This is a genomic window from Terrimicrobium sacchariphilum (genome assembly GCF_001613545.1).
GTDB lineage: Bacteria > Verrucomicrobiota > Verrucomicrobiia > Chthoniobacterales > Terrimicrobiaceae > Terrimicrobium > Terrimicrobium sacchariphilum.
On sequence record NZ_BDCO01000003.1, the window covers coordinates 1 to 25,936 of the forward strand.

General features: G+C 61.8%; 14 protein-coding genes. 9 read left to right on the forward strand and 5 right to left on the reverse strand.

Going from position 1 to position 25,936, the window contains the following annotated elements:
- The 9 genes from TSACC_RS22165 to TSACC_RS17705 form a co-directional block, all read left to right on the forward strand.
- Positions 1 to 1,014, forward strand: a 1,014-nt coding sequence (locus tag TSACC_RS22165; RefSeq protein WP_169809696.1) for a ShlB/FhaC/HecB family hemolysin secretion/activation protein, incomplete at its 5' end; no start/stop codon positions are given.
- Between the two features lie 8 nt (positions 1,015 to 1,022).
- The gene (locus TSACC_RS17665; RefSeq protein ID WP_084400472.1) at positions 1,023 to 2,846 is read left to right on the forward strand and encodes a DUF2341 domain-containing protein; all 1,824 of its coding nucleotides are present in this window, start codon (positions 1,023 to 1,025) and stop codon (positions 2,844 to 2,846) included.
- Positions 2,847 to 2,850: 4 nt separating this feature from the next.
- Positions 2,851 to 3,252: an ExbD/TolR family protein gene (locus TSACC_RS17670; protein ID WP_075079890.1), complete on the forward strand. Its 402-nt coding sequence runs from the start codon at positions 2,851 to 2,853 to the stop codon at positions 3,250 to 3,252.
- Positions 3,253 to 3,258: 6 nt separating this feature from the next.
- Positions 3,259 to 3,957 carry a TonB family protein gene (locus TSACC_RS17675; RefSeq protein WP_075079889.1) on the forward strand — a complete coding sequence of 233 codons (699 nt, stop codon included), beginning with the start codon at positions 3,259 to 3,261 and terminating at the stop codon, positions 3,955 to 3,957.
- 5 nt (positions 3,958 to 3,962) lie between these two features.
- Positions 3,963 to 6,674 carry a putative porin gene (locus TSACC_RS17685; RefSeq protein WP_237763980.1) on the forward strand — a complete coding sequence of 904 codons (2,712 nt, stop codon included), beginning with the start codon at positions 3,963 to 3,965 and terminating at the stop codon, positions 6,672 to 6,674.
- Entirely contained in the window at positions 6,674 to 7,348 is a 675-nt protein-coding gene (locus tag TSACC_RS17690; protein WP_153811431.1) for a phage major capsid protein, read from the forward strand. Before TSACC_RS17685 ends, TSACC_RS17690 begins: the two co-directional genes overlap by 1 nt.
- Positions 7,329 to 8,204 carry a peptidylprolyl isomerase gene (locus tag TSACC_RS17695; RefSeq protein ID WP_075080811.1) on the forward strand — a complete coding sequence of 292 codons (876 nt, stop codon included), beginning with the start codon at positions 7,329 to 7,331 and terminating at the stop codon, positions 8,202 to 8,204. The genes TSACC_RS17690 and TSACC_RS17695 overlap by 20 nt, the downstream gene beginning before the upstream one ends.
- Before the next feature lie 15 nt (positions 8,205 to 8,219).
- On the forward strand, positions 8,220 to 19,643 hold the full coding sequence (locus TSACC_RS17700) for a filamentous hemagglutinin family protein (protein ID WP_075080812.1): 11,424 nt from the start codon (positions 8,220 to 8,222) through the stop codon (positions 19,641 to 19,643).
- Positions 19,600 to 20,553: a tetratricopeptide repeat protein gene (locus tag TSACC_RS17705; RefSeq protein WP_075080813.1), complete on the forward strand. Its 954-nt coding sequence runs from the start codon at positions 19,600 to 19,602 to the stop codon at positions 20,551 to 20,553. The genes TSACC_RS17700 and TSACC_RS17705 overlap by 44 nt, the downstream gene beginning before the upstream one ends.
- A gap of 90 nt (positions 20,554 to 20,643) precedes the next feature.
- Here the strand turns inward: TSACC_RS17705 and TSACC_RS21950 are convergent, their stop codons facing one another.
- The 5 genes from TSACC_RS21950 to TSACC_RS17735 all read right to left on the reverse strand — a co-directional run bounded on the left by TSACC_RS21950 (position 20,644) and on the right by TSACC_RS17735 (position 25,884).
- Positions 20,644 to 21,198 (reverse strand): hypothetical protein, encoded by a 555-nt coding sequence (locus TSACC_RS21950; protein WP_153811516.1) that lies wholly within the window; start codon positions 21,196 to 21,198, stop codon positions 20,644 to 20,646.
- Positions 21,199 to 21,281: 83 nt separating this feature from the next.
- Entirely contained in the window at positions 21,282 to 22,547 is a 1,266-nt protein-coding gene (locus TSACC_RS17720) for a hypothetical protein (RefSeq protein ID WP_075080816.1), read from the reverse strand.
- Between the two features lie 30 nt (positions 22,548 to 22,577).
- The gene (locus tag TSACC_RS22305) at positions 22,578 to 23,417 is read right to left on the reverse strand and encodes a PEP-CTERM sorting domain-containing protein (protein ID WP_075080817.1); all 840 of its coding nucleotides are present in this window, start codon (positions 23,415 to 23,417) and stop codon (positions 22,578 to 22,580) included.
- A 401-nt stretch (positions 23,418 to 23,818) separates the two neighbouring features.
- Positions 23,819 to 25,075, reverse strand: a complete 1,257-nt coding sequence (locus TSACC_RS17730; RefSeq protein WP_075080818.1) for a lactate racemase domain-containing protein — start codon at positions 25,073 to 25,075, stop codon at positions 23,819 to 23,821.
- Entirely contained in the window at positions 25,072 to 25,884 is an 813-nt protein-coding gene (locus tag TSACC_RS17735) for an SDR family oxidoreductase (protein WP_075080819.1), read from the reverse strand. The genes TSACC_RS17730 and TSACC_RS17735 overlap by 4 nt, the downstream gene beginning before the upstream one ends.
- Between the last annotated feature and the right edge of the window lie 52 nt (positions 25,885 to 25,936).

The following is a 25,936-nucleotide window of genomic DNA, read 5'->3' on the forward strand; positions in this document are numbered from 1 at the left end:
GTGGAGTTGAACAACCGCTACAGCGCGAACACGACGCCGCTGCGGCTGGATTTGAGCCTGCGGTATGACAACCTGTGGCAGCTGGGACACACGATCGGGTTTGGATTTCAGATCGCACCGCAGCGGATTCAGGACGCGCTGATTTATTCCGGGTATTACATCGCGCCGGTGCCGGGGGTGGACTGGCTGAGCGTGATGGCGCAGGCCATCCGGCAGAACAGCAACGTGTCGACCCTGGGTGGTTCCGCCGTGGCGGGAAATGGCTCGGTCATCGGCGGGCGGTTGCTCTTCGACCTGCCGGGGAAAAAGGGCTTTTTTCACTCGGCGAGTTTCGGGGCGGATTACAAGGACTTCACGCAGGACCTGAGCATCAACGGGGCAACGACGGGATCGCCGATCCAGTATTTTCCGTTCTCGCTCAGCTACACGGCGGCGTGGGTGGGGAAGAACTACCAGACGGAGTTTAGCGGAGGGGTGACGTGGAGTTTTCGGGGGATCGGCAGCGACGAGACGGATTTCGACAACCGCCGGTACGCGTCGGACGCGAGCTTCTTCTACTTCCGAGGCAGCCTGGGCAACACGCTGGATCTTCCATGGGGCTTCCAGGCGTATGGACTGGTTCAGGGACAGGCCAGCGCGCAGCCGCTGGTGGATACCGAGGAGTTTGCGCTCGGCGGTTTGAACACCGTGCGCGGGTATCTGGAAAGTGCGGTGCTGGGCGACAGCGCCTTTGCCGGAACGCTGGAGTTGCGGAGTCCGTCGCTGCTGTGGTGGGCGCCGGAGGGCAACGAATGGCGGGTGTTTGGATTCCTCGACGGAGGCGTGGCCTGGGTAAACGACCCGCTGCCCGAGCAGCAGGACGAGTTCAGTCTGGCGAGCGCGGGGTTCGGCAGCACGATCAAGCTCTTTGAACACCTCAACGGCTCAGTGGTGCTGGGAGTGCCATTCATCACGCAAAGCCCGAACACGGCGTACGACCCGCTGCTGTCGTTCCGGGTCTGGGGAGAACTGTAAAAATTTCTATGCAGGTAAGAACATTCATAATGACCATGGCCATGCTGGGGGTGACCCTTGCAACGGGAAGCGCGTGGTGGGACAAGGACTGGACGGCGCGCAAATCGTTCACGATCGACCCGACGGCGCAGGGCGGAGACATCTCGGAGCCGGTGGGTCCGGGCGTGGTGCTGGTGAGGCTGCACAGCGGGAATTTCAACTTTGGAGCCGTCAAGGAGGATGGAAGCGACCTGCGGTTCGTGGCCGAGGACGACAAGACCGTGCTGCCGCACCAGATCGAGAAATGGGACGGGCTGCTGAACGAAGCCTTCGTCTGGGTCAAGGCGCCCGAGATCAAGCCCGGGGCGAAAACAACCTTCTGGCTCTACAGCGGGAATGCCGAGGCCACGGCGCTCGACGCCAAGGCCGTCAAGGGCACGTACGACGCCGACACCGTGCTGGTGTATCACTTTGCCGGAGCCGGAGCGCCGCAGGACGCGAGCGAAGCAGGCAATACGGCGGAAAACGCCGGGACGGCGTCCGAGGGAGCGCTCATCGGTGGCGGCCTGCGCCTGCTGGGAGCGAATCCGCTGGTTTTGCCGGGATCGAGTTCGCTGGAATGGTCCGACGGCCAGGCCTTTACGTGGTCGGCGTGGATCAAGGAAAGCACGCCCGCGGCGAACGCGACCCTCTTCAACCGCACGGCGGGTGGCAATGGCTTCCGCATCGGAGTCGACAACGGCGCGCCGTTTGTGGAAGTGACCGACGCCAGCGGAGTCAAGCGCACGGCAGCAGGCCAGCCGCTGCCCGCCGCGACCTGGAAGAACCTCGCGGTCGTTTCCGATGGAGCGAAAATCAAGCTGCTCGTCGACGGCGCGGACTACGCCACGCTCGACGCCAAGGTGCCCGCCATCAACGGCCCGTCCTATCTGGGTGCGACCGGCCCCGATGCCACCGGCGGATTCGTGGGCGAGCTCGACGAACTTGTCATCTCCAAGATCGCACGTCCTGTCGGCTGGGTGAAATTCACAGCGATCAACCAAGGCGGAAGCGACGCCAGCACGAAGCTGCTCGTTCCCGGCGAAGACGAGGGCGGAGAAGGCCATAGCACGCTCGACAACATCATGGAGCACGTGTCGATCTTCGGCGACATCAGCAAGTCGCTCACCTTCGACGGCTGGGCGGTCATCGCCCTGTGCTCGATCATGGCCATCCTCGGGTGGACCGTGGCGGTGCAGAAGTTTGTCTATCTCAACCAGGTCAAGAAAGGCACCGACCAGTTCATCCAGCAGTGGGAGGAGGTGTCTTCCGACCTGACGAAGATCGACCACGCTGACGAGGCCAGTGTGAAGGCTCTCGGCGGAGCCAGCGTCAAGCAGCAGAAGCTCATGCTGCAAAGCCCGCTCTATCACATCTATCACATCGGCTCGCAGGAGATCAGCCACCGCATCAAGGAAGACAAAAACAAGGGACTCTCCGCGCGGTCCATCCAGGCGATCCGGGCCAGCCTCGAGGGCGGCCTCGTACGCGAGGTGCAGAAGCTCAACGGCAAGCTCGTTTTCCTGACCATCAGCATCGCAGGCGGTCCCTATCTCGGACTGCTCGGCACGGTCATAGGCGTTATGATTACGTTTGCGACCATCGCCAAGACGGGCGAGGTGGAAGTCAATTCCATCGCCCCCGGCATCGCGGGCGCGCTTCTCGCCACCGTCGCTGGTCTGCTCGTGGCCATTCCGGCGCTCTTTGCCTACAGCTACCTGAGCACCCGCATCAAGGAAACGGTCAGCACGATGCAGACCTTCATCGACGAGTTCGTGACCAAGATGGCGGAGTTCTACCCCACGCCGGAATAAGGAAATGGACGCCGGAGGAGACAACAAGAGTTACGACGACATCAACGTCACGCCGATGGTGGATCTCTACCTCGTGCTGCTACTGATCTTCATCATCATGACGACGGCGGGCGTGCAGGGCGTGAAGGTCGATCTCCCGAAGGCAAGCAAGAGCCCGGCGCTGGAAGGTCCCAAGAGCAAAGCCATCACGGTGAACAACGAAGGAAAGATTTTCCTCGATACCGTGCCCGTGACGCTGCCCGAGTTGGAGCAAAAGCTCAGCCAGCACAAGGCGAAGTTCCCGGATTTTCCCGTCGTCATCCGCGGCGACCGGCTCACGCATTATCAGGGCGTGATGGACGTTCTCAACGTCGTTGGGCGCCTCGGGCTGACCAAGGTCGGCCTCGCCACCGAAGCCAGCAAATAGACCCTCATGCAGGACGAAGACACACCCACATTCTTTCAGCGCTACCGCGTGATCATCATCGCGGTGGGCGTGCTGGCGCTTGTCGTCGGCGGATGGGTCGTCTTCGGACCGAAGGAAGGCAAGAAGCGCAAATCGACCGCCAGCGTGATGAGCATCATGCCGCCGCTGCCGCCCCCGCCGCCACCACCAACCCCTCCGCCGCCGACGCCGCCCCCGCCGCAGGAACCGCCGCCGGAGCAGACCAAACAGCCTGAGTTTCAACCCGAGGAAAAACCCGCGCCCGAGCCGCCGCAGCCGCCCGACAATCCGCCGCCCGCAATGGGCACGGCGTTGCAGGGCGATGGCCCCAACAGCTTTGGCCTGTCCGGCACCGGCAACGGTCTCATCGGAGGCCGTGGCAATGGCAAGGGCGGGGGAGGCGGAACCAAATACGGCTGGTACGCCGGGCAGGTCCAGGCCCGCGTGCTCGAGGCGATGCAACGGCATCGCAAGCTGCGCAGCTCGGCCTTGACCGTGCAGGTGCGGATCTGGGCCGACAGCAACGGGCGCGTGACGCGCGCCAAGGTGAGCGGGACGAGCGGAGACGCCGCCATCGACCAGGCCCTCGAGCGCGAAGTGCTCACGGGTCTGCAACTCAGCCAGCCGCCGCCTGACGGGATGCCCATGCCCATCGTGATGCGCATCACCGCGCGCCGACCCAATTAGTTTTCATGAAGAGACAGACCAACCCACGCCGAATGATGAATTGCCTCCTCCTGCTTGCGGGTGGAGTAGCTCCGCTCATCGGCGCGCATGCTCAGGATTCTGCCCGTCCGGCTCCGTCGCCCATCATCAATCAGAGCGGCGGACGCACCCGCATCATTTTCGATTACGCCGAGCCCACTCCGGCCGCCGCCCCGACGGCCACCCCGGTCGCGACCCCGACCGCCTCGACCTCATTGTCCACCCCCGAGCCGTGGCCGCTCGGCACCCCGGTGCCCACGGCCACCCCGGAAGCGACTCCGGCTCCAGACGCGATTTCCACGCCGGAACCCGCCGCAACCCCCGAGCCCGTGGCTACGCCGACCCCGGCGCCTCTTGCCGCCACGACTCCGGTTTATCTTAACACCCCGACACCGAAACCGCTGATCGACTTTACGCCGACCCCGGCCAGTCCTGTGGCCGAGGCAACACCTGTGCCTTCGCCGGTTGAAACGACGCCAGCACCTGCCGTGGCGGAAGCGACGCCCGCTCCAGTTGCGCCGACCCCGGCTGTCGCCGAGGCCATCGCGGCCCCGAGCGTTGCCCCTGTCGTTAGCGAAGCCACTCACACACCTGCACCGAGTGCTCCGGCAGTGGCCGAAGCCACCCCCGCGCCGACGCCGGAGGAAACCCCGGTGGATCAGCGCCCGGCGGAAGTGTTCCCGAATCCCGCCAGACAGCAGGCCGTTGTCACATCGCCGACCCCGTCGGTTGCACCCGCCCCGGCTACACTGGATTCCGCATTTCCTGCTCCCACCGCACCGCCGCAACCTGTCGCCGCGATTAAACCGCAGCCGGTTGAAGAACCTGCTCCGCAGGCTCCCGCCGCGCCAGCGCCTCAGCCCGCACACACCGCCGCCGCACCGCAAAACGAGCCGGTGCCCGACGTCGCCGCAGCCGCCGAGTCCGCCAACCTCGCTTTGCCCAGCGCGCAGGACAAGCGTCCCGCCTCTGAGAGCGTGACGATCAACCTCATCAACAAGCTCGTTCAGCGCGGCCTCCTCACCAAGGAGGATGCCAAGGACATGATCGCACAGGCCGAGGCGGAAGCCGAAGCCACCCGCGCGCAAGCCCAGGCCGACATGTTTGCCATCGCGCAGGTCGCCGCCGCCCAGGCCGTGAGCGATCAGGGCGCAGTCGCGCAAGCGCAGGCCGGACCCACGCCATCCGACAGCGATGTGCGCGTGACCTACATCCCCGAGCCGGTCAAAACGCAGATTAAAGAAGACATCAAAATGGAGCTGGTCAACGAGAGCCGCGCCTCCGGCAAGCCGCTGCTCGGCGGTCCGAATGTCGCGAGCTTCCTCCCTGCCTGGGTCAACCGCGTCCATCCCTTCTTTGACCTGCGCCTGCGCTACGAAGGCATCTTCTATCCCGATGGCAACGACGTGACCGGCGCGTTTCCGAACTTCAACGCCATCAACACCGGCCAGCCCTTCAACACCGCAGGCGACCAGTTTTCGCCGCAGTACAACGCCGATCAGAACCGCAACCGCTTCCGCATCCGCGTACGTGGCGGAGCCGAGATGGATCTGACGGATAACTTCACCACCGGATTTCGCATCGCCACCGGCGAGACGAATTCCCCGGTGACGACCAACCAGACCATCGGCCTGAACAACAACGGACAGGGCGGCCAGTTCAGCAAATACGCCATCTGGCTCGACCGTGCCTATCTGAAATACGAAGTCAGCGCGAAGGATGACGACCGCAGTCTCTCCGTCATCGGCGGTCGTTTCGATAATCCCTTCTTCAACACCTCGCTCATCTGGGATGACGACCTCGGCTTTGACGGCGCGGCCATGGTGGCGCGCTACCAGGTCTTCGACGGGTTTACCCCATGGCTCGTGGGCGGAGCCTTCCCGGTCTACAACACCGACCTGAACTTCTCGTCCAACCAGCCGCAGAAGTTCGCCAGCTACGACAAGTTCCTCTTCGGCGGCCAGCTCGGCTTTGACTGGTCTCCGGCCAAGGACTGGAAGGTGAAGTTTGGCGCGGCCTACTACTACTTCTACAACATCGAGGGCAAGCTCTCCGATCCCTACACACCGCAGAACATTAACGACGCGGGCAACACGGACAACAGCCGTCCGTCCTTTGCCCAGAAGGGCAATACCTACATGGCCCTGCGCAACATCGTGCCGGATGCAAGCAACGATTATGGCACAATCAACCAGTGGCAGTACTACGGACTCGCGACGAAGTTCCAGGACTTCACCGTGACCGCGCGTATTGACTACAATGGCTGGGAACCCGTCCAGGTTTCGCTCATCGGCGAGTACGTCCAGAACCTCGCTTTCAACAGCAGCGCGATCAACGAGATCGCGGTCAATAACCGTGGCGCGGTTGATACGACCGAGCTGGACAACATCGGCGACTTCGAGGGCAGCCCGTACGGCTGGAACGTCGAGCTGCGCGTCGGCACGCCTGCGCTGGCCAAGGCGTGGGACTGGTACATTTCCGGCGGCTACCGCTACATCGGCTCCGACTCCGTGGTCGACGGGTTCAACGATTCCGACTTCGGCCTCGGAGGCACCAATATGCAGGGCTACACCGTCGGTGCAGCCGTCGCGCTAAACCCCAATGTCTGGCTGGCCGTGCGCTGGTACGGCGCGGAAAACATCGCCGGTCCGACCTACAAGGTCGACGTGTTCCAGTTCGACCTCAACGCCAAGTTCTAATGAAAAAGATATTAGCCGTCCTGTTGTTGCTTAGCCCGGCGCTGCTCCATGCGGCGGGCGCGGAGGAGGGAGACCCCGTGGTCGCCAAGCTCCGCGAAGCCCTGCGCAACACCATGCTCCAGATGCGCGACGTGCAAGGTCAGCTCGCCAACGCCCAGGCCGCCCAGATCGCCAGCGACGCCAAGGTGAAGGAACTCACCGCCCAAAACGACAAGCTGACCAGGCAGATGATCGAGGACAAGAACGCCTCGACCAATTCGATCGCCGAGCTCAACACCCGGCTGGAGGAGCAGGGCGTCGTCATCCAGAAGCTCAACGCCACCGTCGACCAGTGGAAGCGCGGTTACAACGAAGCCACCGCGCTGGCCCAGAAGAAGGAGGCCGAGCGGGCCAAGGCCGCCGCGCAGATCATCAAGCTCGACCGCATCGTGGCCGACCAGCAGATCAAGAACGTCCAGATGTACAAGGTCGGTACCGAGATCCTCGACCGTTACGAGAAGTTCGGGCTTGGCGAGGCCATCCTCGCCCGCGAGCCGTTTGTCGGCATGACGCGGGCGAAGTTCCAGACCCTCATGCAGGATTATCAGGACAAGCTCGTCGACCAGCGTATTTCCAGTACCAGCAGCAGTACCACCAGCCCAACTTCCAGCAGCCATGAAAGCAGTAACCATTAGCATCCTCCTCCTCGCCGCCGCGTTGACCGCGCGCGCGCAGGACGCCACCACCATCATCGCCAAGGTCGGCGACACCGAGCTCAAGGCCAAAGACCTCGCACCCTACCTCGCGTCCCTTTCCGCCGATGACCGCGCCGCCCTGACCAGGAACCCCGCCCTCCTCAACCAGGTCGTGCGTTCGTTGATCCTTCAGCAGGTGCTGCTCAAGGAAGCCCTCTCGGCCAACTGGGACAAGCGCCCCGAGGTCGTCGAGCAGCTTGAGCGTTTGCGCAAAAACGCCATCGCCGAGGACTACCTCGTCACCGTCGCCAAGGTGCCCGACAACTACCCCGGCGAAACCGAGATCAAGGCCGCCTACGACGCCCGCAAGGATCAGCTCCAGCTCCCCAAACAATACCAGCTCGCCCAGATCTTCATCGGAGCCGATGACGCCAACGGTCAAGCCAACCTTGACGCCGTAACCAAGGCGCTCAAGGCCGCCAATGCCGACTTCGCCGCCATCGCCAAGGACAAGAGCCAGGAAGCCCAAAGCGCCGCGCGCGGAGGGGAAATCGGCTGGCTCACCGCCGCCGCCGTCCAGCCCGAGCTCCGCGACCGCCTCGCCAATGCCAGCAAGGGCGCCGTCACCGAGGCCATCCGCCTCCCCGACGGCTGGCACATCATAAAAGTCCTCGACGTCCGCGAACCCCGCACTGCCACCCTGGACGAAGTCAAACCCCGCCTCATCGAAGTCCTCCGCACCGAACGCGCCAAATCCAACCGCGAAGCCTACCTCGCCCAACTCCAGCAAAAGAACCCCGTCTCCCTCAACGAACTCGCCCTCGGCTCCATCCTCGCCGGCCCCGTCAAAAACTAACTCTCTCGCCCGCGCTTGAAACTCCTCCGCTCCATGATCGTCCGCCGCCTGAGCCGTCCCACCGGACTGCTCATTGCGGCGCTCGGCCTGCTCGCCCTGGCCCACCTCGGCTACGCTGGCGACATCCTGCGCGGTGGAGTATCTTCGACCGGACGGAAAAACGCGGACGCCCGCGCGGGAGCCGGAGCAGAAGCAGCCACGGTGACCAAGGCCAATGCCAAAGATCGTCTGGCCCGTACCACCCAGGCGCTCGCATCTGTTCAAGCGATGCAGGCCAAGGCTCGGGCGAGTGCTGCCGGAACCGTCGTTCCCGAAGGACTGCAGCCCGGCGGGTTGGAAGTTTTGACCGGTGCCAATGCCCGGTGGGATGGTGCCGATTCCCCCACCCAGAGCGGGAGCCTCGTTACGATCAAGCAGCGAGATACCCAGGCCCTTTTGCACTGGAAGACCTTCAACGTCGGGCAGAATACGACCGTCAAGTTCGACCAGAGCGCGGGCAAGGACGACGCGAGCAAGTGGATAGTCTTCAACAAGGTTTTTGACCTAACGGGCAAGCCATCGCAAATCCGGGGCCAGATTCAGGCTGAGGGACAAGTCTATATCATCAACCAAAATGGCATCGTTTTTGGCGCAGGTTCCCAGGTGAATACCCGTGCACTTGTGGCCTCTTCGCTGCCGATCAACAACAATCTCGTCCAGCGCGGACTCTTGAACAATGCCGCCTCGCAGTTCCTCTTCACCAACATCGAAGATGCGGGGCAGGGCGATGTTCCGACATTTACCCCCGATGTTCCCCTGACGCCGGATAAGCGGGTTGGTGGTGTGGTGGTAGAGGCTGGCGCCACCATCAGCTCCCCGCTCAATGCGGAGGGGAACGGTGGTCGTATCATGCTCGTGGGTGCTAATGTCTCGAATGCTGGCACCCTCTACGCACCGGCAGGCCAGGTCATCATGGCCGCCGGCTTGCAGGTCGGCGTGGGAGCGCACTCCACGGACGACCCCAGCCTGCGCGGACTGGATGTTTATGTCGGCGAGGTGGGAGATTATGCGGCTGCAGCGACCAATTCGGGCATCATTTCCGTTCCCCGCGGGCATGCGTTCCTGACAGGCAAGCAGGTTGAGCAAATGGGGGTCATTGACAGTTCGACCTCGGTGGCTCTTAACGGTCGCATCGACCTCATTGCCGCTTACGGAGCCGTACGAGTTATCTCGACCGGTTCCGATATCAAGGCGCCGTTTCGTTTCACCCAGTCCGGTGTGGTTACTTTTGGTTCGGATAGTGTGACGCGAATCCTTCCAGAATCCGCAAGCTCGGAGAAGACGGTGGGGCTCGAACTGGCTCTCCCCAGTCTAGTTAATGTCCAGGGATACGCGATCAACCTTGGTCGGAATGCAACCATCCTTGCTCCGGGCGCGAAACTTCCGACCGGGGAGGATGTCGTCAAACCGCTGAGTTATCTCGATCCGCTCGCCGCAGGCATCCAGCTGTCAGCCGGGTCGTTTCGCAGCACCGACGGAACCTTCATGTATTCCGGTGGCCAGGTCTTTCTCGCCTCCGGGTCATTGATCGACGCCTCCGGCACCGCCGGGGCTGCCAGCCAGGTCAACCAGAATATCCTTAACCTCTCGCTACGAAGCGGGGAACTGGCGGATTCACCCCTCCAGCGCGATGGATTTGTGCGCGGCCTTTCCATCACGGTCGATGTGCGGCGCACCGGCACCTACAATGGCCGCGACTGGATTGGCACTCCGTTGGCCGATGTCACCGGCTTTGCCGACCTGATCGAGCGCAATGTTGATCAACTCACCGTTGCTGGCGGCACTGTCCAGATCAAATCGGGAGGTTCCTTCGTCGCGCAAAAAGGAAGTATTATTGATGTTTCTGGCGGATGGACTGATTACCAGGCGGGCACCTCGTTCCGAACGACACGCCTCATGTCCAGCGGGCAGCTCATCAACATCGAGGACGCCACCCCGGATCGCCTCTACGACGGCGTTTACACTGGCCTTTCGATGAAGACGCATCAGAAATGGGGCGTCTCCCGGACCTACGCCACACCGCTTGCGCCGCTCGGAGCGGATTCCGGCCAGGCGTATATCCAAGGAGCGGATGCGGGAACGATCGTCATCGAGGCTCCCTCGATGATTCTCGATGGCGACATGCTGGGCCGCAGCGTCATCGGCCCGCGCCAGATTCGCACCTCCTCGTTTTCCAGCAGCCTGCCTGCCCAGTCCTCGGTCGCTCTGCGTTTCCGCTCTCAATACCTTTACGGCGCGGATATTCTCGACGCATCGCCAACGCCGCCCACCGTGCTGCTCCAGGCAGGTTCTTCCTCCTCGACCTTGTCCGCGTTTTCCGTGAATGCCTCGGGCGAGCCTGCCGCGATTCCTCATGATCGCCAGGAAACAGTCAACATCTCTCCCTCGCTCTTTGGGGAGTCAGGATTCGGTTCCGTGGAGATTGAAAACATGGAGGGCGATATTAACGTTCCCAAGGGAGTTGTTGTTCAAACCCGGGAAGGCGGCAGCCTTAAGCTCTCGGCGGCGAATGTCTCCGTGCAGGGCAGCATCATTTCCCCGGGTGGCTCCATCACTGTATCCGCCTACAATTATTCGCCCTTTGCCGCAGCGCTGCTGCGCAAGACCGTGGTGTCCGCCACCGATCTCCCTGCACGGGCCGATCATGGGCGCATCGACGTCGCCGCCGGGTCCGTCATTTCCGCGGCGGGTACGGTGATCGACGAGCGTGCGGCCGCAGTGGAGCAGGCATTGTCTCCCATCGCCCAGAATGGCGGCACGATTTCGCTTTCCGGCTATGATGTTTCCATCGCCCGTGGCAGCACTCTGGATGTCTCGGGTGGTATGACAGTGAGCCCGACCGGCAAGTTCTCCTTTGGCAACGGCGGACAATTGACGATCGCGGCCGGACAGGATCTTTCGCTCGCATCCGTCCTGGGCGGGGAACTGAAGCTTAACGGAACCCTGCTCGGATACTCCGCCGTGAAGGGCGGCACGCTCAGCATCACGGCCCCGCTGATTCAGGTCGGGGGTGCCAGTCCATACAAGGAGGCTTTTGTGGTGCAGCCGGAGTTCTTTAGCCAGGGCGGTTTCAACTCCTTCAAGCTCACCGGCATCGGGATGAAGCTCGCGGGCAGCCAGCCGGAGGATTTTGTGCCCGCGGTATTCATCGCACCGGGAACGATCATCGCACCGAGAGCGCAGGCGACCGTGGTCCAGCCTTTGCAACCGGGCCAGATGAATGTGGCTTACACCAGGGAGGTGCTTCCCGATGGCGTGCGACAGCCGGTTGATCTGGAGTTTTCGGCCCCGGGCGTCACCAACGCCTTCGATTCCAATGTCATGGACGTTCGCGGCGATATTGTCTTTTCGCCCGGCGCGAAAATCCTGGCTGATCCCGGCTCCGACATCACCTTTCGAGGCAATACCGTCTCGATCTTTGGCAGCGTCTATGCGCCTGGAGGGTCGATCACGATCGTTGGCAGAAACTCCTTCCCATATTCCTATTTTGGCAGTTCGGTCCTTCCCACCACGGCCAGAGCCACTGTCTATCTGGCTCCCTCTGCCTATCTGAGCACTGCTGGCGCGGCCGTTTATGCGCCTGATCCTTTCGGCCGCCGGGTTGGTACTGTCTTTGGCGGTGGCGCTATCGCGATTTCCGGCAATATCTACGCGGACGAGCAAGCCACCCTTGATGTGTCCGGTGCGAGCGGAGTCTTCGACCTCACTCTGGCGGAACTCGGTTTATCCGCCACAGCGGAGCAAATGACACGCAGCGGCGTGACCGCGACCCCGTATGGGTTCCTGGGATACGCCAAGCGGCTTGAAACCAACGCAGGCTCTATCACGCTGACCGGTGGCGAGATGCTCTACGCGCACGCCAGACTCATCGGCCAGCCCGGCGGAGATTCCGCGCTTGGCGGTTCCCTCTCGGTTTCATCCGGGCGGTTCTATCCGACAGATGACAAGACCTCAGCGGATCTGAATCTCCTGGTCACCCAGAACGACACCCACAACATTCAGGCGATTAAGAAGGTGGGGGACTCGTTGCGTTCGACGTCGGGCGCTGCTCTCCTCGGAGGCGGTTTTTTCTCCGTCGATACTTTTGACAACGGCGGGTTTGCTTCTCTGACTCTCGGCGGCAACGTGCAGTTCTCCGGCCCGGTTACGATCTCCGCAGCCAAGGAAATTCGCGTCGCCCGAGGCGGTGTGCTCGCCGCAGACGCGCATGTCGATCTGACTGCTCCCTACGTGGCTCTCGGGCAGGCCTACCGCGCCCCGTCGCTGCCGACGGAGACGTTCAGCTACTTTACCAAGACCGTGGGAACGACCACGGGGGAGTATAACTTTTCCCCCACCTTTGGCTCTGGCTCCCTCGTCGTCAAAGCCGACCTGATCGATCTCGGCGCGCTCTCGTTCCAGGGTGTTGGGGACATCACTCTTGACGCCGCAGGTGGGCAGATCCGGGGAGGCGGTCCCGTGGATTTTTCAGGCAATCTCGTGATGCGCGCCGCGGCCATCTATCCGGTGAGTGGCCTCGACTTCGCCATTTACGGATACAATTACACCCAGGGAGGCGCCTCGAAGGGCAGTGTGGTCTCGATCGAGCGGGCGGGCTTCACCCAGTCGCCGCTTTCCGCGCAGGGTAGACTCGCCATCTATGCGGCGACCATTAACCAGTCCGGCGTTCTGCTTGCTCCCTTCGGACAGATCGCTCTTGGCTGGGATGGAGTCGGCACCGCCCCGGTCGACCCGATCGCCCGGACGGCTGCGACCATTCCGACCGCTTCGCAAGTCAACCTCGGCGCGGGCAGCGTGACATCGGTCGCCGGTCTCGATTACGTCACCGGCCAGCCGTTGCTCGTCCCCTACGGTCTCAACCCCGACGGCCTTGCCTGGCTCGATCCGTCAGGGTTTGACATCACCTCGACCGGATTGTCGGGCAAATCGGTTTCTCTCGCTGGCTCGTCGGTAAACTTCTCAAGCGGAGCCACCATCGACATGCGCGGCGGCGGCGATCTCTTCTCGTACCGCTGGGTGCAGGGCAACGGCGGATCGAAGGACATTCTCGCCTCCGAGGACAGCTTTGCCATCGTTCCGGGCTACACCAGCAATTTTGCCCCTTACGCGCCCTTCAATACCTCCGCGGCAGCCACCGCGCTGGATGGCGATCCCGGCTACGTCAACAGCAAGCTTTCGGTTGGAGACTCGATCTACCTCCAGGCCAGCGCCGGTCTGCCCGCCGGGGAATACACCTTGCTGCCCGCGCGATATGCCCTGCTTCCGGGAGCATTCCTGGTCAGCCGCAAGTCTGCCAGCGTGATCGGCTCCTATCAGTTTGAGGACGGTTCCAGCACTGTGCCGGGTTATACCTTCAATTCGGCGCAAAAGGAAGCCAGCCGCGGAAAGATCTTCTCCCAGTTTGAAGTGCTTCCCTCCTCGGTGGTCGCGTCGCGGGCGGAGTACGAGGTCTACAGCGCGAATGCGTTCTTTTCAAATGTCGCCGCGGAGCGCGAGCAGGTCGTGTCTCCCATCCCGGCGGATGCCGGCCAGCTCGTCTTCCGCGCCATCTCGAGCCTGAATATCGCTGGCCGCCTCCAGGCGGCGCCGGATCTGGGCGGCCGGGGCTCGCTGGTCGATATCAGTGCTCAAGCTCCGATCGTGATCGGGGGAGCCAATACTACGGTTAGCGCCGGGTCGATCTTCCTCGATGCGGCCCGGCTTTCCTCGCTGGGTGCGGAAAGCCTCCTCATCGGCGGCTTCCGTACTGCCGGTTCGACCGGCACCTCGGTGACCACCACAGCCACCAGCATCCGGGTTGATAATGCCGGATCGCCCCTCTACGCGCCCGAGGTTATTCTCACGACCACCGGCGAACTGCGACTCGTTTCCGGATCGCAGGTTTATTCCACCGGCAGCCTCACACGACCGGCGGAGAAGCTCCTGCTCTCCGGCGACGGTGCGCTGTTGCGGGTATCCAGCGATGCCTCCGCCGACATGCTGCGTACGGGATTCACCGGCGCGCTCGCTCCCTCGCTCGTCTTGGAGGCGGGATCAGCAGTCTCCGGCAGTGGCGTCATTCTTGACTCGTCCAACGCCATGAAGCTCGATCCCAATGCCATTATCACTGCTGAGGCGATCTCTCTCAACAGCGGGCAGGTGACCATTCTTCTTAATGCCCCCGGCACCGTGGCAGCGACCAACGGACTCATTCTTTCCGGGTCCCTGCTTTCCAACTTCGAGTCCTCTTCCCGCAAGTCTCTCCTGAGCTACTCGTCTCTCGACATCTATGGCACTGGGACGATTGGTGGCAACGGAAGCCTCTCCATCCGCGCGGCTCAGATTCGCGGGTACAACCAGGGAGTCGGCGGCTCCGTCCATGTCGTTGCAGATACTCTGTCTCTGGATAACTCCCAGAATGGAACCGTCCTCGCGGGAGCGGGATCGACCGGCGGCAATCTCGTCTTTGATACGGGTGTCGTCACGCTGGGAACGAACACGGTTTCGATTAGTGGATTTGGCAATACGACGATCAATGCGAGCGGCGGGGTCATTGGCTCGGGCTCGGGCGGCCTCAGTACAGCGGGCCGTCTCACCATCGCCGCACCTCTGATTGCCGGTGCCAAGGGCGCGACCCAGAGCATCACTGCTGGAGGTCAGCTGGTGCTGACCAGTCTCGCCGGGGGCTCTGCGACTGTCACCTCAGGTCTTGGCGCCAGCATGTCGTTCACTGGTTCCAGTGTCGCAGCCGACACGGATATCGTGCTCCCCAGCGGAGCCGTTACTCTCGCATCCACGGCGGGCGGCATTGAGGTCAATGGGCTGATCGACGTTAGCGGAATCTCGCGGGATTTCTACGACGTGACGGAGTACACGGACGCGGGCTCTATCTCCCTTGCCGCTGTGGGCGGGGATGTCGTCATCGGATCTTCCGGTCAGATCAACGTTTCCTCCGCTGCCGGAGGTGGTAATGCGGGAACACTCAGCATCAGTGCACCCCAGGGCGTCTTCACCTCGGCAGGATCTCTTGTTGGGTCAGCCGGGGCGGGGTGGAGGTCCGGCACCTTCATTCTCGATATCTCCGCCTTGCCGACCCTTTCCTCGGTAAATCAGAGTTTCAGCGCGGATGACTTTAATTATGAGCGTTCCTTCCGGGTTCGCACCGGCATTGTCACAGTGGACGGCACCTCGAAGGCTCGTAAGTTCACACTCGCTGCCGATCAAGGCGATGTCACCGTGACTGGTTCGATCATGGCCAATGGGGAGACCGGGGGTGCGATTGCCCTTTACGCGCATGGAAGTCTTACCTTGTCCAATGGCTCGCTCCTCGATGCCTCTGGTCGCTACTTCAGCAGCGCGGGCAAAGGCGGTTCCGTCGATCTGAGTGCCGGAGCGACCTACAATGGCGTGGCTGGCACTGGCACACTCGATATTTTGGGCGGATCAAAGATCGATCTTTCGGTGGCCGCTCTCGATGTGGGTTCGCGCCCGAGTTCCTTCTACGGAGATTACAGTGGGGTCCTCCATTTGCGCGCCCCGCAGATTACGGGGAGCACGGACCTTGCCTTGAGTCCTGTGAGGGGAGCCATTTTCGGAGCCTCAGCCATCATCGTCGAGGGCTACCGTGTCTTTGATCTGACTTCCGTTTCGGGATTGATCTCGGCCACGGGCTCGACCGTACAAGCCCAGGGAGGTGCGATAACCTCGGCCAATGTCAATGTGCGGGAAAGCATCCGCCAGAACGGCGTCCTTTTCGGCGGAAACGATGTGGCGATTTCCTCCCGCCTCTTCACCGGAGCCAACGCCGGTCTCGCCAGCATCGCCGTCATCTCGCCGGGAGCGGAGATCGTCAACCGCAACGCCAACGGCAACATCACCCTGGGAACCACGACCTCGACCACTTCGCAGGATTGGAATCTCTCGACCTACCGCTTCGGCTCGAAGAGCGCTCCTGGCATCATCACGATGCGTACGGCGGGCAATCTGGTCTTTTACAATACCATGAGCGACGGCTTCCAGGCCGTGACCGCTGCCGCCGATAACGGCTGGTCGACCATGTGGCTGGCTCCGCTCATGGCGCGAAACAATCTGCTGCCCGGCAACGTGCAGTCATACTCCTATAATCTGGCCGCAGGTGCGGACCTGACTTCGGCCAATATCCTCGGCGTGCTGCCCATGACCAGCCTCGGTAGCGAGCTCGGTTCTGTCCAGATCGGCAAAAACCTCGGTCAGGCAATCGGAACCACCGGAGCCAATGCGACGACGGCCCGCATTATCGGCAGTTCGTCGACCGCTGCGAATAACTTCAACGTCATCCGCACCGGAACCGGCGACATCAATATCGCCGCCGGCCGTGACGTGCAGTTGCTCAACCAGTTCGCCACCATCTACACTGCAGGCGTCCGGGTCGCTTCCTCAGACTCGATCTACACAGCCGGGGACTTCTCCGTCCCGGTGCTCATTGACCAGGACGGGTTCCTGGCTGGAACGACGCAGGGCGCTCTCGGCAACTACCAGCAGGTTTATCCGGCGCAGTACTCCATGGCGGGCGGCAACGTCTCTGTCTTCGCCCAGCGAAACATCGGGCACTACACCCGCAATGGCTCAAGCACGACGCTTATCGCCGACTCCAGCCGCCAGATCCCGACGAACTGGCTCATGCGCCGAAGCTACATTGACGGTTCCGGAAGTTACGGCTCCTTCACGGCCTCGGGCAACGGTACCTCCATCACCGATCCCTCTGCCTCGACTTCCTGGTGGGTGGACTTCAGCAACTTCTTCGAAGGTGTCGGTGCTCTCGGCGGTGGCAATGTGACGCTCAAGGCTCTTCAGGATGTCGTGAACGTCGATGCCGTGGCTCCGACCAACGCCCGCGCTCCCAAGGGGCTGGCCGATGCCACCCTTCTGCTCGAGCTCGGTGGCGGTGATGTCACTGTCTCGGCCGGGCGCAATATCGACGGTGGCATCTATTACGTTGAGAATGGCGTCGGCACGCTCACTGCGGGGGGACAGATCAAGACCAACTCCACCCGCTCGCCCTCCCTCGGCCTCATCAAGAGCCTTACCTCGCCCGAGGTGCTCGACGAGAATACCTGGCTCCCGACCACTCTCTTCGCTGGCAAGGCGACCTTCAATGTCTCCGCTCGCGGCAATGTTCTCTTGGGACCGACGCTCAATGCCTTCCTCGTTCCGCAGGGATTGACCAATCGCTATTGGTATCGATCCGCCTTCTCCACCTATGGCGCAGATTCCTCCGTCAACGTGTCGTCGCTCGGCGGATCGGTGAATCTCCGCTATAACGCGATCCCACCGACCTCCAACACCTCGCTGCCGATCTTCCAGTACTGGCTCCAGCAGGAAAATCTCTATCGTTCCAGTGCGGGCAACACGATCGCGGCGGCCTACTACCCGTGGATTCGCCTGGGTGAGACTTCCGTCGATCCATTCAGTACGGCGGTAACCGTGCTTCCGCCCACGCTCGATGTCACGGCCTTCTCCGGCGATATTAACGTGGCGGGCAACCTAACCCTTTATCCGTCTGCCACGGGCAACCTATCGTTGAAAGCTGCCGGATCGATCAACGGCCTCCAGAAGGTCGGCGTTTCCAACAACCTCAACGGCGCTCGCACGACGTTGTCGGGCTGGATGCCCTCCACCATCACCATTTCCGATGCCTCGCCGTCCTTGCTGCCAGGCGTCGCCTCGTCGACCTCCAACCTCGCGCGGTTCTCCAACACATCAAACCTCCTGTTGAGCAATCTCATCACAAGCTCGTCCGCGCTGTTCACCACCTTTGATCGCAGCTTCAAGGAGACTGCCACGACCACCAGCGTCATTCAGACCAAGCAGGCGCTCCATGCGTCAGGCCTCCTGCACGCGGCGGACTCCGAGCCGGTCAGGCTCTATGCCTCGGGCGGGGATATCCTGGATGTCACGCTCTTCGCGCCGAAACAGACGCGCATCATGGCTTCCAACGACATTCGAGATATCGCCTTCTACATCCAGAATGTTTCCGAGAATGACTACTCTCTCGTGCAGGCGGGTCGCGATATCGTCCTTTACGACGCCAACACCCCGGGACTCACTCAGGCCGCCGCCAGTGGCAGCGCCCTCTTGCCCACCTCGCTCATCCCGGCGGGAGATATCCAGATCAGCGGACCGGGCGCACTTGGAGTTTTCGCCGCTCGTAATATTGACCTCGGCGTCGGCTCTACCCGGAGCGACGGCACGGGCGTCGGTATCACAAGTATTGGCAACTCCCGCAACCCCTACCTCCCGTTCTCTGGTGCGGATGTGACGGTGGCGGCCGGCTTGAATGTTGAGGGCGCCACTCAGAGTCTCGACGTTGATGGTTTCCTGGCCAAGTTCGCAGCGGACGGCCCTGATTCATCCTATCTCTCGGAGGCGCTGGCTTCCATGGCGACCGATGGCGCGAAAAAGGACCTCGGCTCGCTGTCCGACGACGAAAAGCGCACGCTTGCCTTCAAGATTCTCTTCCAGATTCTGCGCGATACCGGTCGGGCGTATGCCACCGCCGGCAACTACGAGGCTGGGTTCTCCGCCCTTTCCGCCCTCATCGAAACCTCGGGAGAAGGAAATCTCAATCTCCGCGGTCGCGATGTGCGTACTCGCAACGACGGCGACATCACTCTCCTGGCCCCAGGCGGCAGCCTTTCGTTGGCCTCTTCCACCATTGGGAATCCGCTCGCTCCTCCGGGTATCGTCACCGAGCGGGGCGGTGCGATATCGATCCTTACTCAGGGCGACGTGGATCTTGGCATCGGGCGTATCTTTACCCTGCGCGGCGGCAATATCATCATCTGGTCTTCCGCAGGAGACATCGCGGCGGGCTCCTCGCCCAAGACCGTCCGATCCGCCCCGCCGACTCGCGTCGTCATCGATCCGCAGTCGGCCACCGTTGAGACCGACCTTGCTGGTCTCGCTACCGGCGGCGGTATCGGCGTGCTTGCCTCGGTCGTCGGCGTTCCTCCGGGAGACGTCGACCTTATTGCTCCGAATGGAGCGGTCGATGCGGGTGATGCGGGCATCCGCGCCACGGGCAACCTGAGCATCGCCGCGGTCAAGGTTCTGAACGCCGACAACATCTCCGTGGCGGGATCCACCACTGGCGTGCCCACCACTGCGCCTCCAGCCGCGCCGAATATCGCGGGCCTTTCCTCCGCATCGTCTGCCACCGCCGCCACCGCCAGCGCCTCCAGCGAAATGGCGAGCCAGAACAAGCAGCAGCCCGCTCAGGACGAGACGCCATCCATCATCACAGTCGACGTTCTGGGGTATGGCGGCGGCGACGATGGCGCCGTGCCGGATGCGCGTTCGGCAACTCCGCAGGATGCCGCCCCGGCTGAAAAATCTCCCGATGAAGACGACCCAAACAAACCTCGACCCACAGGTTCTGCCTAGCCGCGGCATCATCCTCAGCGCCATGATGGCGGTGGCATCTCTTGGCCCGATGACCCTCGCCTTTGCCGTTGACGCGAGCCCGGTTCCCTCGCCTGCGGCCTCTCCTGCTCTCGATGCCCACGGAGCCAAGGCGCTTTACGCCAAGGGCCTCGCCCTGCTGAGGGGAACCGGCGGGACCAAGGACGCCGCCGCCGCGGGCAAACTCTTCCAGGAGGCCGCGCAGGCGGGCAGTCCCGAGGCCCAGGCGGCACTGGGCTATCTCTATTCCGTGGGGCAGGGCATGCCCAAGGATGAGGATCTGGCCATCAAGTATCTGCGCATGGCTTCCGCGCAAAAGCTGGCTTCCGCCCAGCACAACCTGGCCATCATGCTTCTGCGCAAGGACGCCGCTGCCAACGAGGCCGAGGCCATCGTCCTTCTTTCGGACGCCGCGGACCGGGGATTTCTCCCTTCGCAGATCGAGCTCGGCGAAACCTATTTTGATGGCAAGTGGACCATTAAGCCCGATCCCGACAAGGCATTCCATTTCATGCAACTCGCCGCGGCCCGGGGTAATGCTTCCGCCGCAAACTACCTCGGTGTTATGTATAACACCGGGAGCGGCGTGACGATGGATAAGGCCCAGGCAGCTCAGTGGTTTGAGAAAGCCGCCCGGCAGGGTGAGGCAAAGGCGCTCGTAAATCTTGGCCGGTGCTACGCTTCGGGATCAGGTGTAGAAAAAAATCTCGTTACTGCCTACGCCTTGTTCAAGCTCGGTAATGAAATTCGCACCGGCTCGATTGGAATCGAGCTTACCGAGATGGAGCACAATCTTACTCCCGAGCAGCGCCAGGAGGCGGTGAAGGTGATGGGTTCTTATCGGGAGAGCGCTGGGGTGACCGCTCCTTCCGTCAAGGAAATCGCCCTCTGAAGATTTCGAGCGGCAATCGACGGGAAGATTTCCGCCTTTGGACTGGTTATTTTTCGATGGCTCCCATGTGGGGAAGCCTCCGTGGTTTAGTCAATGCTCAGGCTGCTGGTTTCCGTTGGCGAAGCTCTCCGTGTACGCCTTGCGATGCTGGGCGAGGTAGCGATCCTTGCCATAGTAGAGGCGATAAAGCTCATCGTTTTCCTTTTGGGCCGCGTTCCATTTGGCGGTAAAGTCAGGGTCTTTGGGTGACAAATTGGCGACGGCGTCAAAAAAGGCCTGCCGCAACTGCTGGGCGACAGAAATATCCTGGGGAGTAAAGTCTTTGGCGAATGACGCAACCGCTGCGGGCACCGCCTGGTCGGGTCCGATCTCCATGGAGAGAGACGCCGATGAAGAATCTTCGGGCTTGGTCTCCGCCTCGGGGCTTTTGTTGACCTGCTGTTGTGTTGGGCTGACTGAAGGTGCGACTTCACTCTCAATCCGTGGCATAGGCAGAGCCGAGATGGCTGGCTTCGGGGCGGATATCCCACTCTTCGGCGAGAGTGCCGGCCTGGAGTCCTCTTGCGATGTACCCAGGATCAGAAAGGCGGCGAGCGGTAGTGCCAGGAGACAGAGCCACCAGGGTGAGAGCAATGGGAGTTTCATTGGTGATATCCGAAAAGCAGAGCAGGCGCTGGCTTTCACCAGCGCCTGCAAAGTTTAGCAGTTGTTTATTGTTATGCTGGCGATTACAGAGCCGCAGGTTCTTCGTAGGTGCCAGGACCGACCAGCGAACCGTCGCTGTTGCCGCGGGCGACGTTCATGGTCTCGAGCCTTACACCGGGAGCACTGTCGCCGAGGCTATCGAGAGCCTTCGCGATCGCACCGCGCCCGTTGGTATCTTTGTAGCCAGTCATCGCATTATAGAACGTGACCTGATCGCTGGAGAGCTCACTGAAGGTCGCGAAGAGATGCTGCACACCCCAGAAGGTGTAGAAGCCGTTTTGTACGTTGGCGATCGAGTAAGGCACGCCGTTGTAGCGGAGCGCAACGCTGCCGCCAGCATTCACGTGCGTCTGGTCACCGATACCGAGATAGGAGACAACCGAGACGGAATTGCCGCTTATGCTTGCAGGCGAGGCCGCAGTGCCATCAGCTTTCTTCAGGTTCACGGTTTCGGCCATCGTGCAGCCGATAACGTCGCGGATTCCCGAGCCGCTCGTGTAGCCGCCGTTGCCGGTGGTGGCGTCATTCGTGCCGGTGGAGATGGAACCTTGCGTAGTGTTCGGCCACAGGCGGAGACCTGTGATCGTACCGTTTGCACCAGTAGTCTCGACAATGTACTGACGGACGTTGGCGAAGAGCGGATAACCGGCTTCCGCAAGAGCGGTCGCACGGGTGCCCGAGCCATTGTAACGACCCGTCAGGTAAACCTTCGAGGTCGCGTCGGCTGCATTACCAGTGAAGAAATTCTTCTGGATCACGCCGGAAGCGAGAATCTGGTTGGCGACTTGGGTCGTGATGTTGGTGAAGGTAGCGCCTTCGTTGGCCACCCAGGTGAAGGATACGATGCCGACATAGGTATCGTCAAAGACCGGGTTGCTGACGCCCGTCGAATCCTGAAACACGTCCGAGAACGCGAAGTTTGGGGTGCCAACTTCGAGGCTCGAAGTCGAGTATGAACCGCCAGCCGGAGCGCTCGCCGGAATGAAGCTCACCGTATCAATGCCCGCGAAGGCGCGGACACCTTCCACAGAGCCGTTCCAGGATGTGCGGATCGTTGTGACTCCGCTAATACCAGGGAAGCTGCCAACATACAGCTGCTGATTTGCTGACGTTTCAGAAGTGCCGGTATAGGCGATCTTGGTAACGGATGTCATCGTGCTCTTGATGGCTGTGACGACGGCCGATCGGAACGCGGACGAACCCGTGATGTTGATGGTGGTGTCAGCGTGGGCTGCGACGGTGAAGAGCATCGTCGCGCTCGCTGCGAGGAGAAGATTATGAAGTTTCATGTATGAGTTGAGAGGGATGTGTTGCTGCGATTAGGCCTGCTGGAGGCGGCGGCGGAAGAAGAGGACCGCGCCGAGTCCGAGACCGATGAGGGCGTAGGTGGAAGGTTCCGGAACGGTGACAACGTATCCGATATCGCCATTCTGGTTGATCGTCAGGGTGCCTTCGTATCCCGCAGCGCCATGATAGACGTTACGGTACAGATCGAGGGCGCCTTCGATGCCGTTGCCGAGAATGGTGTCATAGGAACCTGTGGTGAACTTCTGCTGGATGCCCACTCCCGTGCTGCTATATGCACCAAAGGACTTGCTGGCGTCACTGACTGGCGGATTCCATTTATCCCAAGAGGCGCTGTTCTTGTCGAACACCGCGACATTCGCATTGTTGTCGGAGGCAGTCTGGGTATCGAAGTTGGACTGCATTACACCTAGACGGGTGAGAGCCGTGTCGTCGTCGCCATTGGTCGTGTTCCACGTAGTGGAGTTCTTCGTTCCAGCCGTTCCGCCGATACCGCGGGCTTTGGAAACGTAGACCGTTCCGTCGAGATCGCCATTGGTCGTGTCGCCTTCCGGCACCGAGTTGTAGACGCCGATGGCGCCCCAGTAGAGGTCGGTGCGATCGTACCAGTTGGCTCCGAAGGTGCCTTCGAGGTCAACGCCGATCGTGGTGATCGAGAAGTTGTTCGTGGTGGCGTCGCGGAATGCCGTGGCCGAGCCGAGACTGACCATCAGAACCTGTCCGGCTCCCTGACCAGAATTGGTCGTGAAGCCAATGATCAGGTCACCAGGCGAGTAATTCACGGTCGCAGCGTTCGCGGAAACGATCGCGAAGAGAGCAGCGGCGAGAATCATCGTTTTTTTGATGAGTTTCATTAGTGTGTTTTTGGGTATTGGTGTTTGGTTGGATTCCCGCTCGGCCCAGGGCGGGGATGCGCCTTGGAAAGAGCTATCCCCGGACACTGGTCCGAGAATGCGCCGAGTAGTAGGAGTTCAACTGGAAGCGGGCCAGTTATGAAGTGTCACAATTTCGACACACGTGCGCCTCTTGCTGCGCAAGAGGGTGCGGAACAGATCGTTAGGATGAACTGGCTTCTGATCCTAATGGATTCTGCGGCGAGATAAGGCGGGATATGCCTCTCAGCTCTTTTGGCGAGGCGGTCGGGTTGATCTCCGCTGCAAAGAAAAATTGTTACAAATTTGTAACATAAGGCATCCGGTTCGAGATGATCCCGCGCCGGATGCCTAATGCTATGGATGGACGGAGGGGCGGGGAGCTACCTCGCCACTCGGTAAAGCATCTCGCCTGCCTTCGGAACGTAGAGGATGCCCTCGTTCTCGCGGTTCGCGTAGTCGGCGGGATTGATCGTTGCCGGGTCGCGGTAGCCGAGGTTGATCTTGTGGCAGGTTTCTTCCGGGATGCCGGTGGCTAGGGTGACCTGGATGCGGCATTTCTCCACCCCGTCCTCGTAGGTGCCCATGCCGCGCACGTGCGTGGAGTGGGCGAGGATGCCCCAGGGCTTGTCCTTGAATTTATCCCACTGCTTGAGGAAGTAATCCCGGCAGTGATACCCGAGCTCTTCGATGAGCCGTCCATGCACCACGCTCACCTCGTGAATGTGCGGGGCGTAGATGATGAGTTCGCCGCCATCGGCCACCACGGGCTCGAGCTTGTACATGCACTTGCCGCCGACCCACATCTCGTCGTACATCGCGGGCGCGCTGGAGAGGACAGTGTGGAAGGGCTTGGGCTTGTAAATAATGTGCAGCCCCTCCGAGTGGTCGCTCGCGGCGTCCCACGCCTCCTCGGGCGTCCCGGCGAACATCCCGGCAAAGTTCTTTCCGTCCACCACGAGGCAGAAGCACAGCTTCTCGATTGGCAGCAGCGCCGCCGCGCGGTCCACCACCTTGCGCACTGGCGTCCATTTGTGCCCGATGATGAAGGGGTTTGTAATGACTGCGCCCAGCCAGTGAAAGAAATTCAGGATCTCCGGCCCCGCCACGCCGGGGAACAGGTACTTGTTGCCGCCGGAGAACCCGACAACCTCATGCGGAAAGACCGGCCCGATGATGATGATGCGGTCGTACTCAAAGAGCCGCTTGTTGATCGTCACCTCGACGTCCATCGAGAAGAGCCCGTCCGACAGCTCGCTGATCGCCGAGGCCGGGATCACGCCGAGCGAACGCAGCGCCTCGGGGTTGTCCCATTCGTGGTTGAGGAATTGCGGCCGCGAAAACTCGCCCGTCCGCTCCTCCGGCGAAAGCTCCAGCCGGTGGCAGATTGCCTCCTGCGTCATTGGCGGATGCGTTCCGAGGGCCACCATTACGTCGACCGCAGCGGTCTCGCCCGCGATACGGCGATAGAGCGCCTTGAAGACCGGCCCGACCGGCGCGGTGCGGGTCGAGTCGGGTATGATGAGGAGCACCTTCTTTCCCGCCCACTCCCTGCCCATGCAGGCACCGTCGATGACGGAGAGGATTTGCTCTTCGGTGAGAGTGCCGCCGCGCGGTGCGATCTGGGAGACGAGGCTCATATGGTTTGAGAGAGGAATCCGCCATCCACGCGGATGTCTGTGCCGGTGACGAAGCTGCTGGCTGCCTGGCTGGCGAGGAAGACCGCCGCGCCTGCGAGTTCCTGCGACTGGCCAAATCGGCCCATCGCCGTGTGCCCGAGGATCGAGGCTGCGCGAGCCGTCGGTGTGCCGTCTTCGTTGAAGAGCAGCTTGCGGTTCTGCTCGGCGGGGAAAAATCCCGGCGTGATCGTATTGACGCGCACTCCGTACGGCGCCCACTCGCGGGCGAGGAATTGCGTCATGTTCAGCACCGCCGCCTTCGCGGCCGAGTAGGCCACCACCCGCGAGAGCGGCAAATGCGCCGACACGCTCGCGATGTTGATGATGCTGCCCCGACCCGCCGCGCAAAAGGCCGGGCCAAACTCCTGGCACGGCACGAGCAGGCCGCCTACGAGGTTCAGGTCAAAGCTGGCATTCCACGCCTCCAGCGCGATGTCTTCAAACTTGTGATCCCCCGTCACCGTCACCTTCGGGTCGTTGCCGCCCGCGGCATTGATCAGGATGTCCGGCACGCCCCATTCCTTTGTCACCGCCTCGCGCATGGCCGCGATGCTGGCGCGCGAGGAGGCGTCAGCTTCAAAAAAGCCCGCCGTTCCGCCGACGGCGCGAATTGCCTCCGCTCGCGCTTCACCGCGCTCCCGGCTGCGGCCTGCCACCGCGATTTTTGCGCCTGCTGCGCCCAGTGCATCGGCCAGCGAACCGCCGAGCACACCCGTGCCGCCAATGACAACGGCGACGCTTCCAGTGAGATCAAAGAGCTCTTTCGACATGAGAGGAGGTTCCTACTTACCTCCGGTGGCAGGCGCTCGCAATGCGAATTTC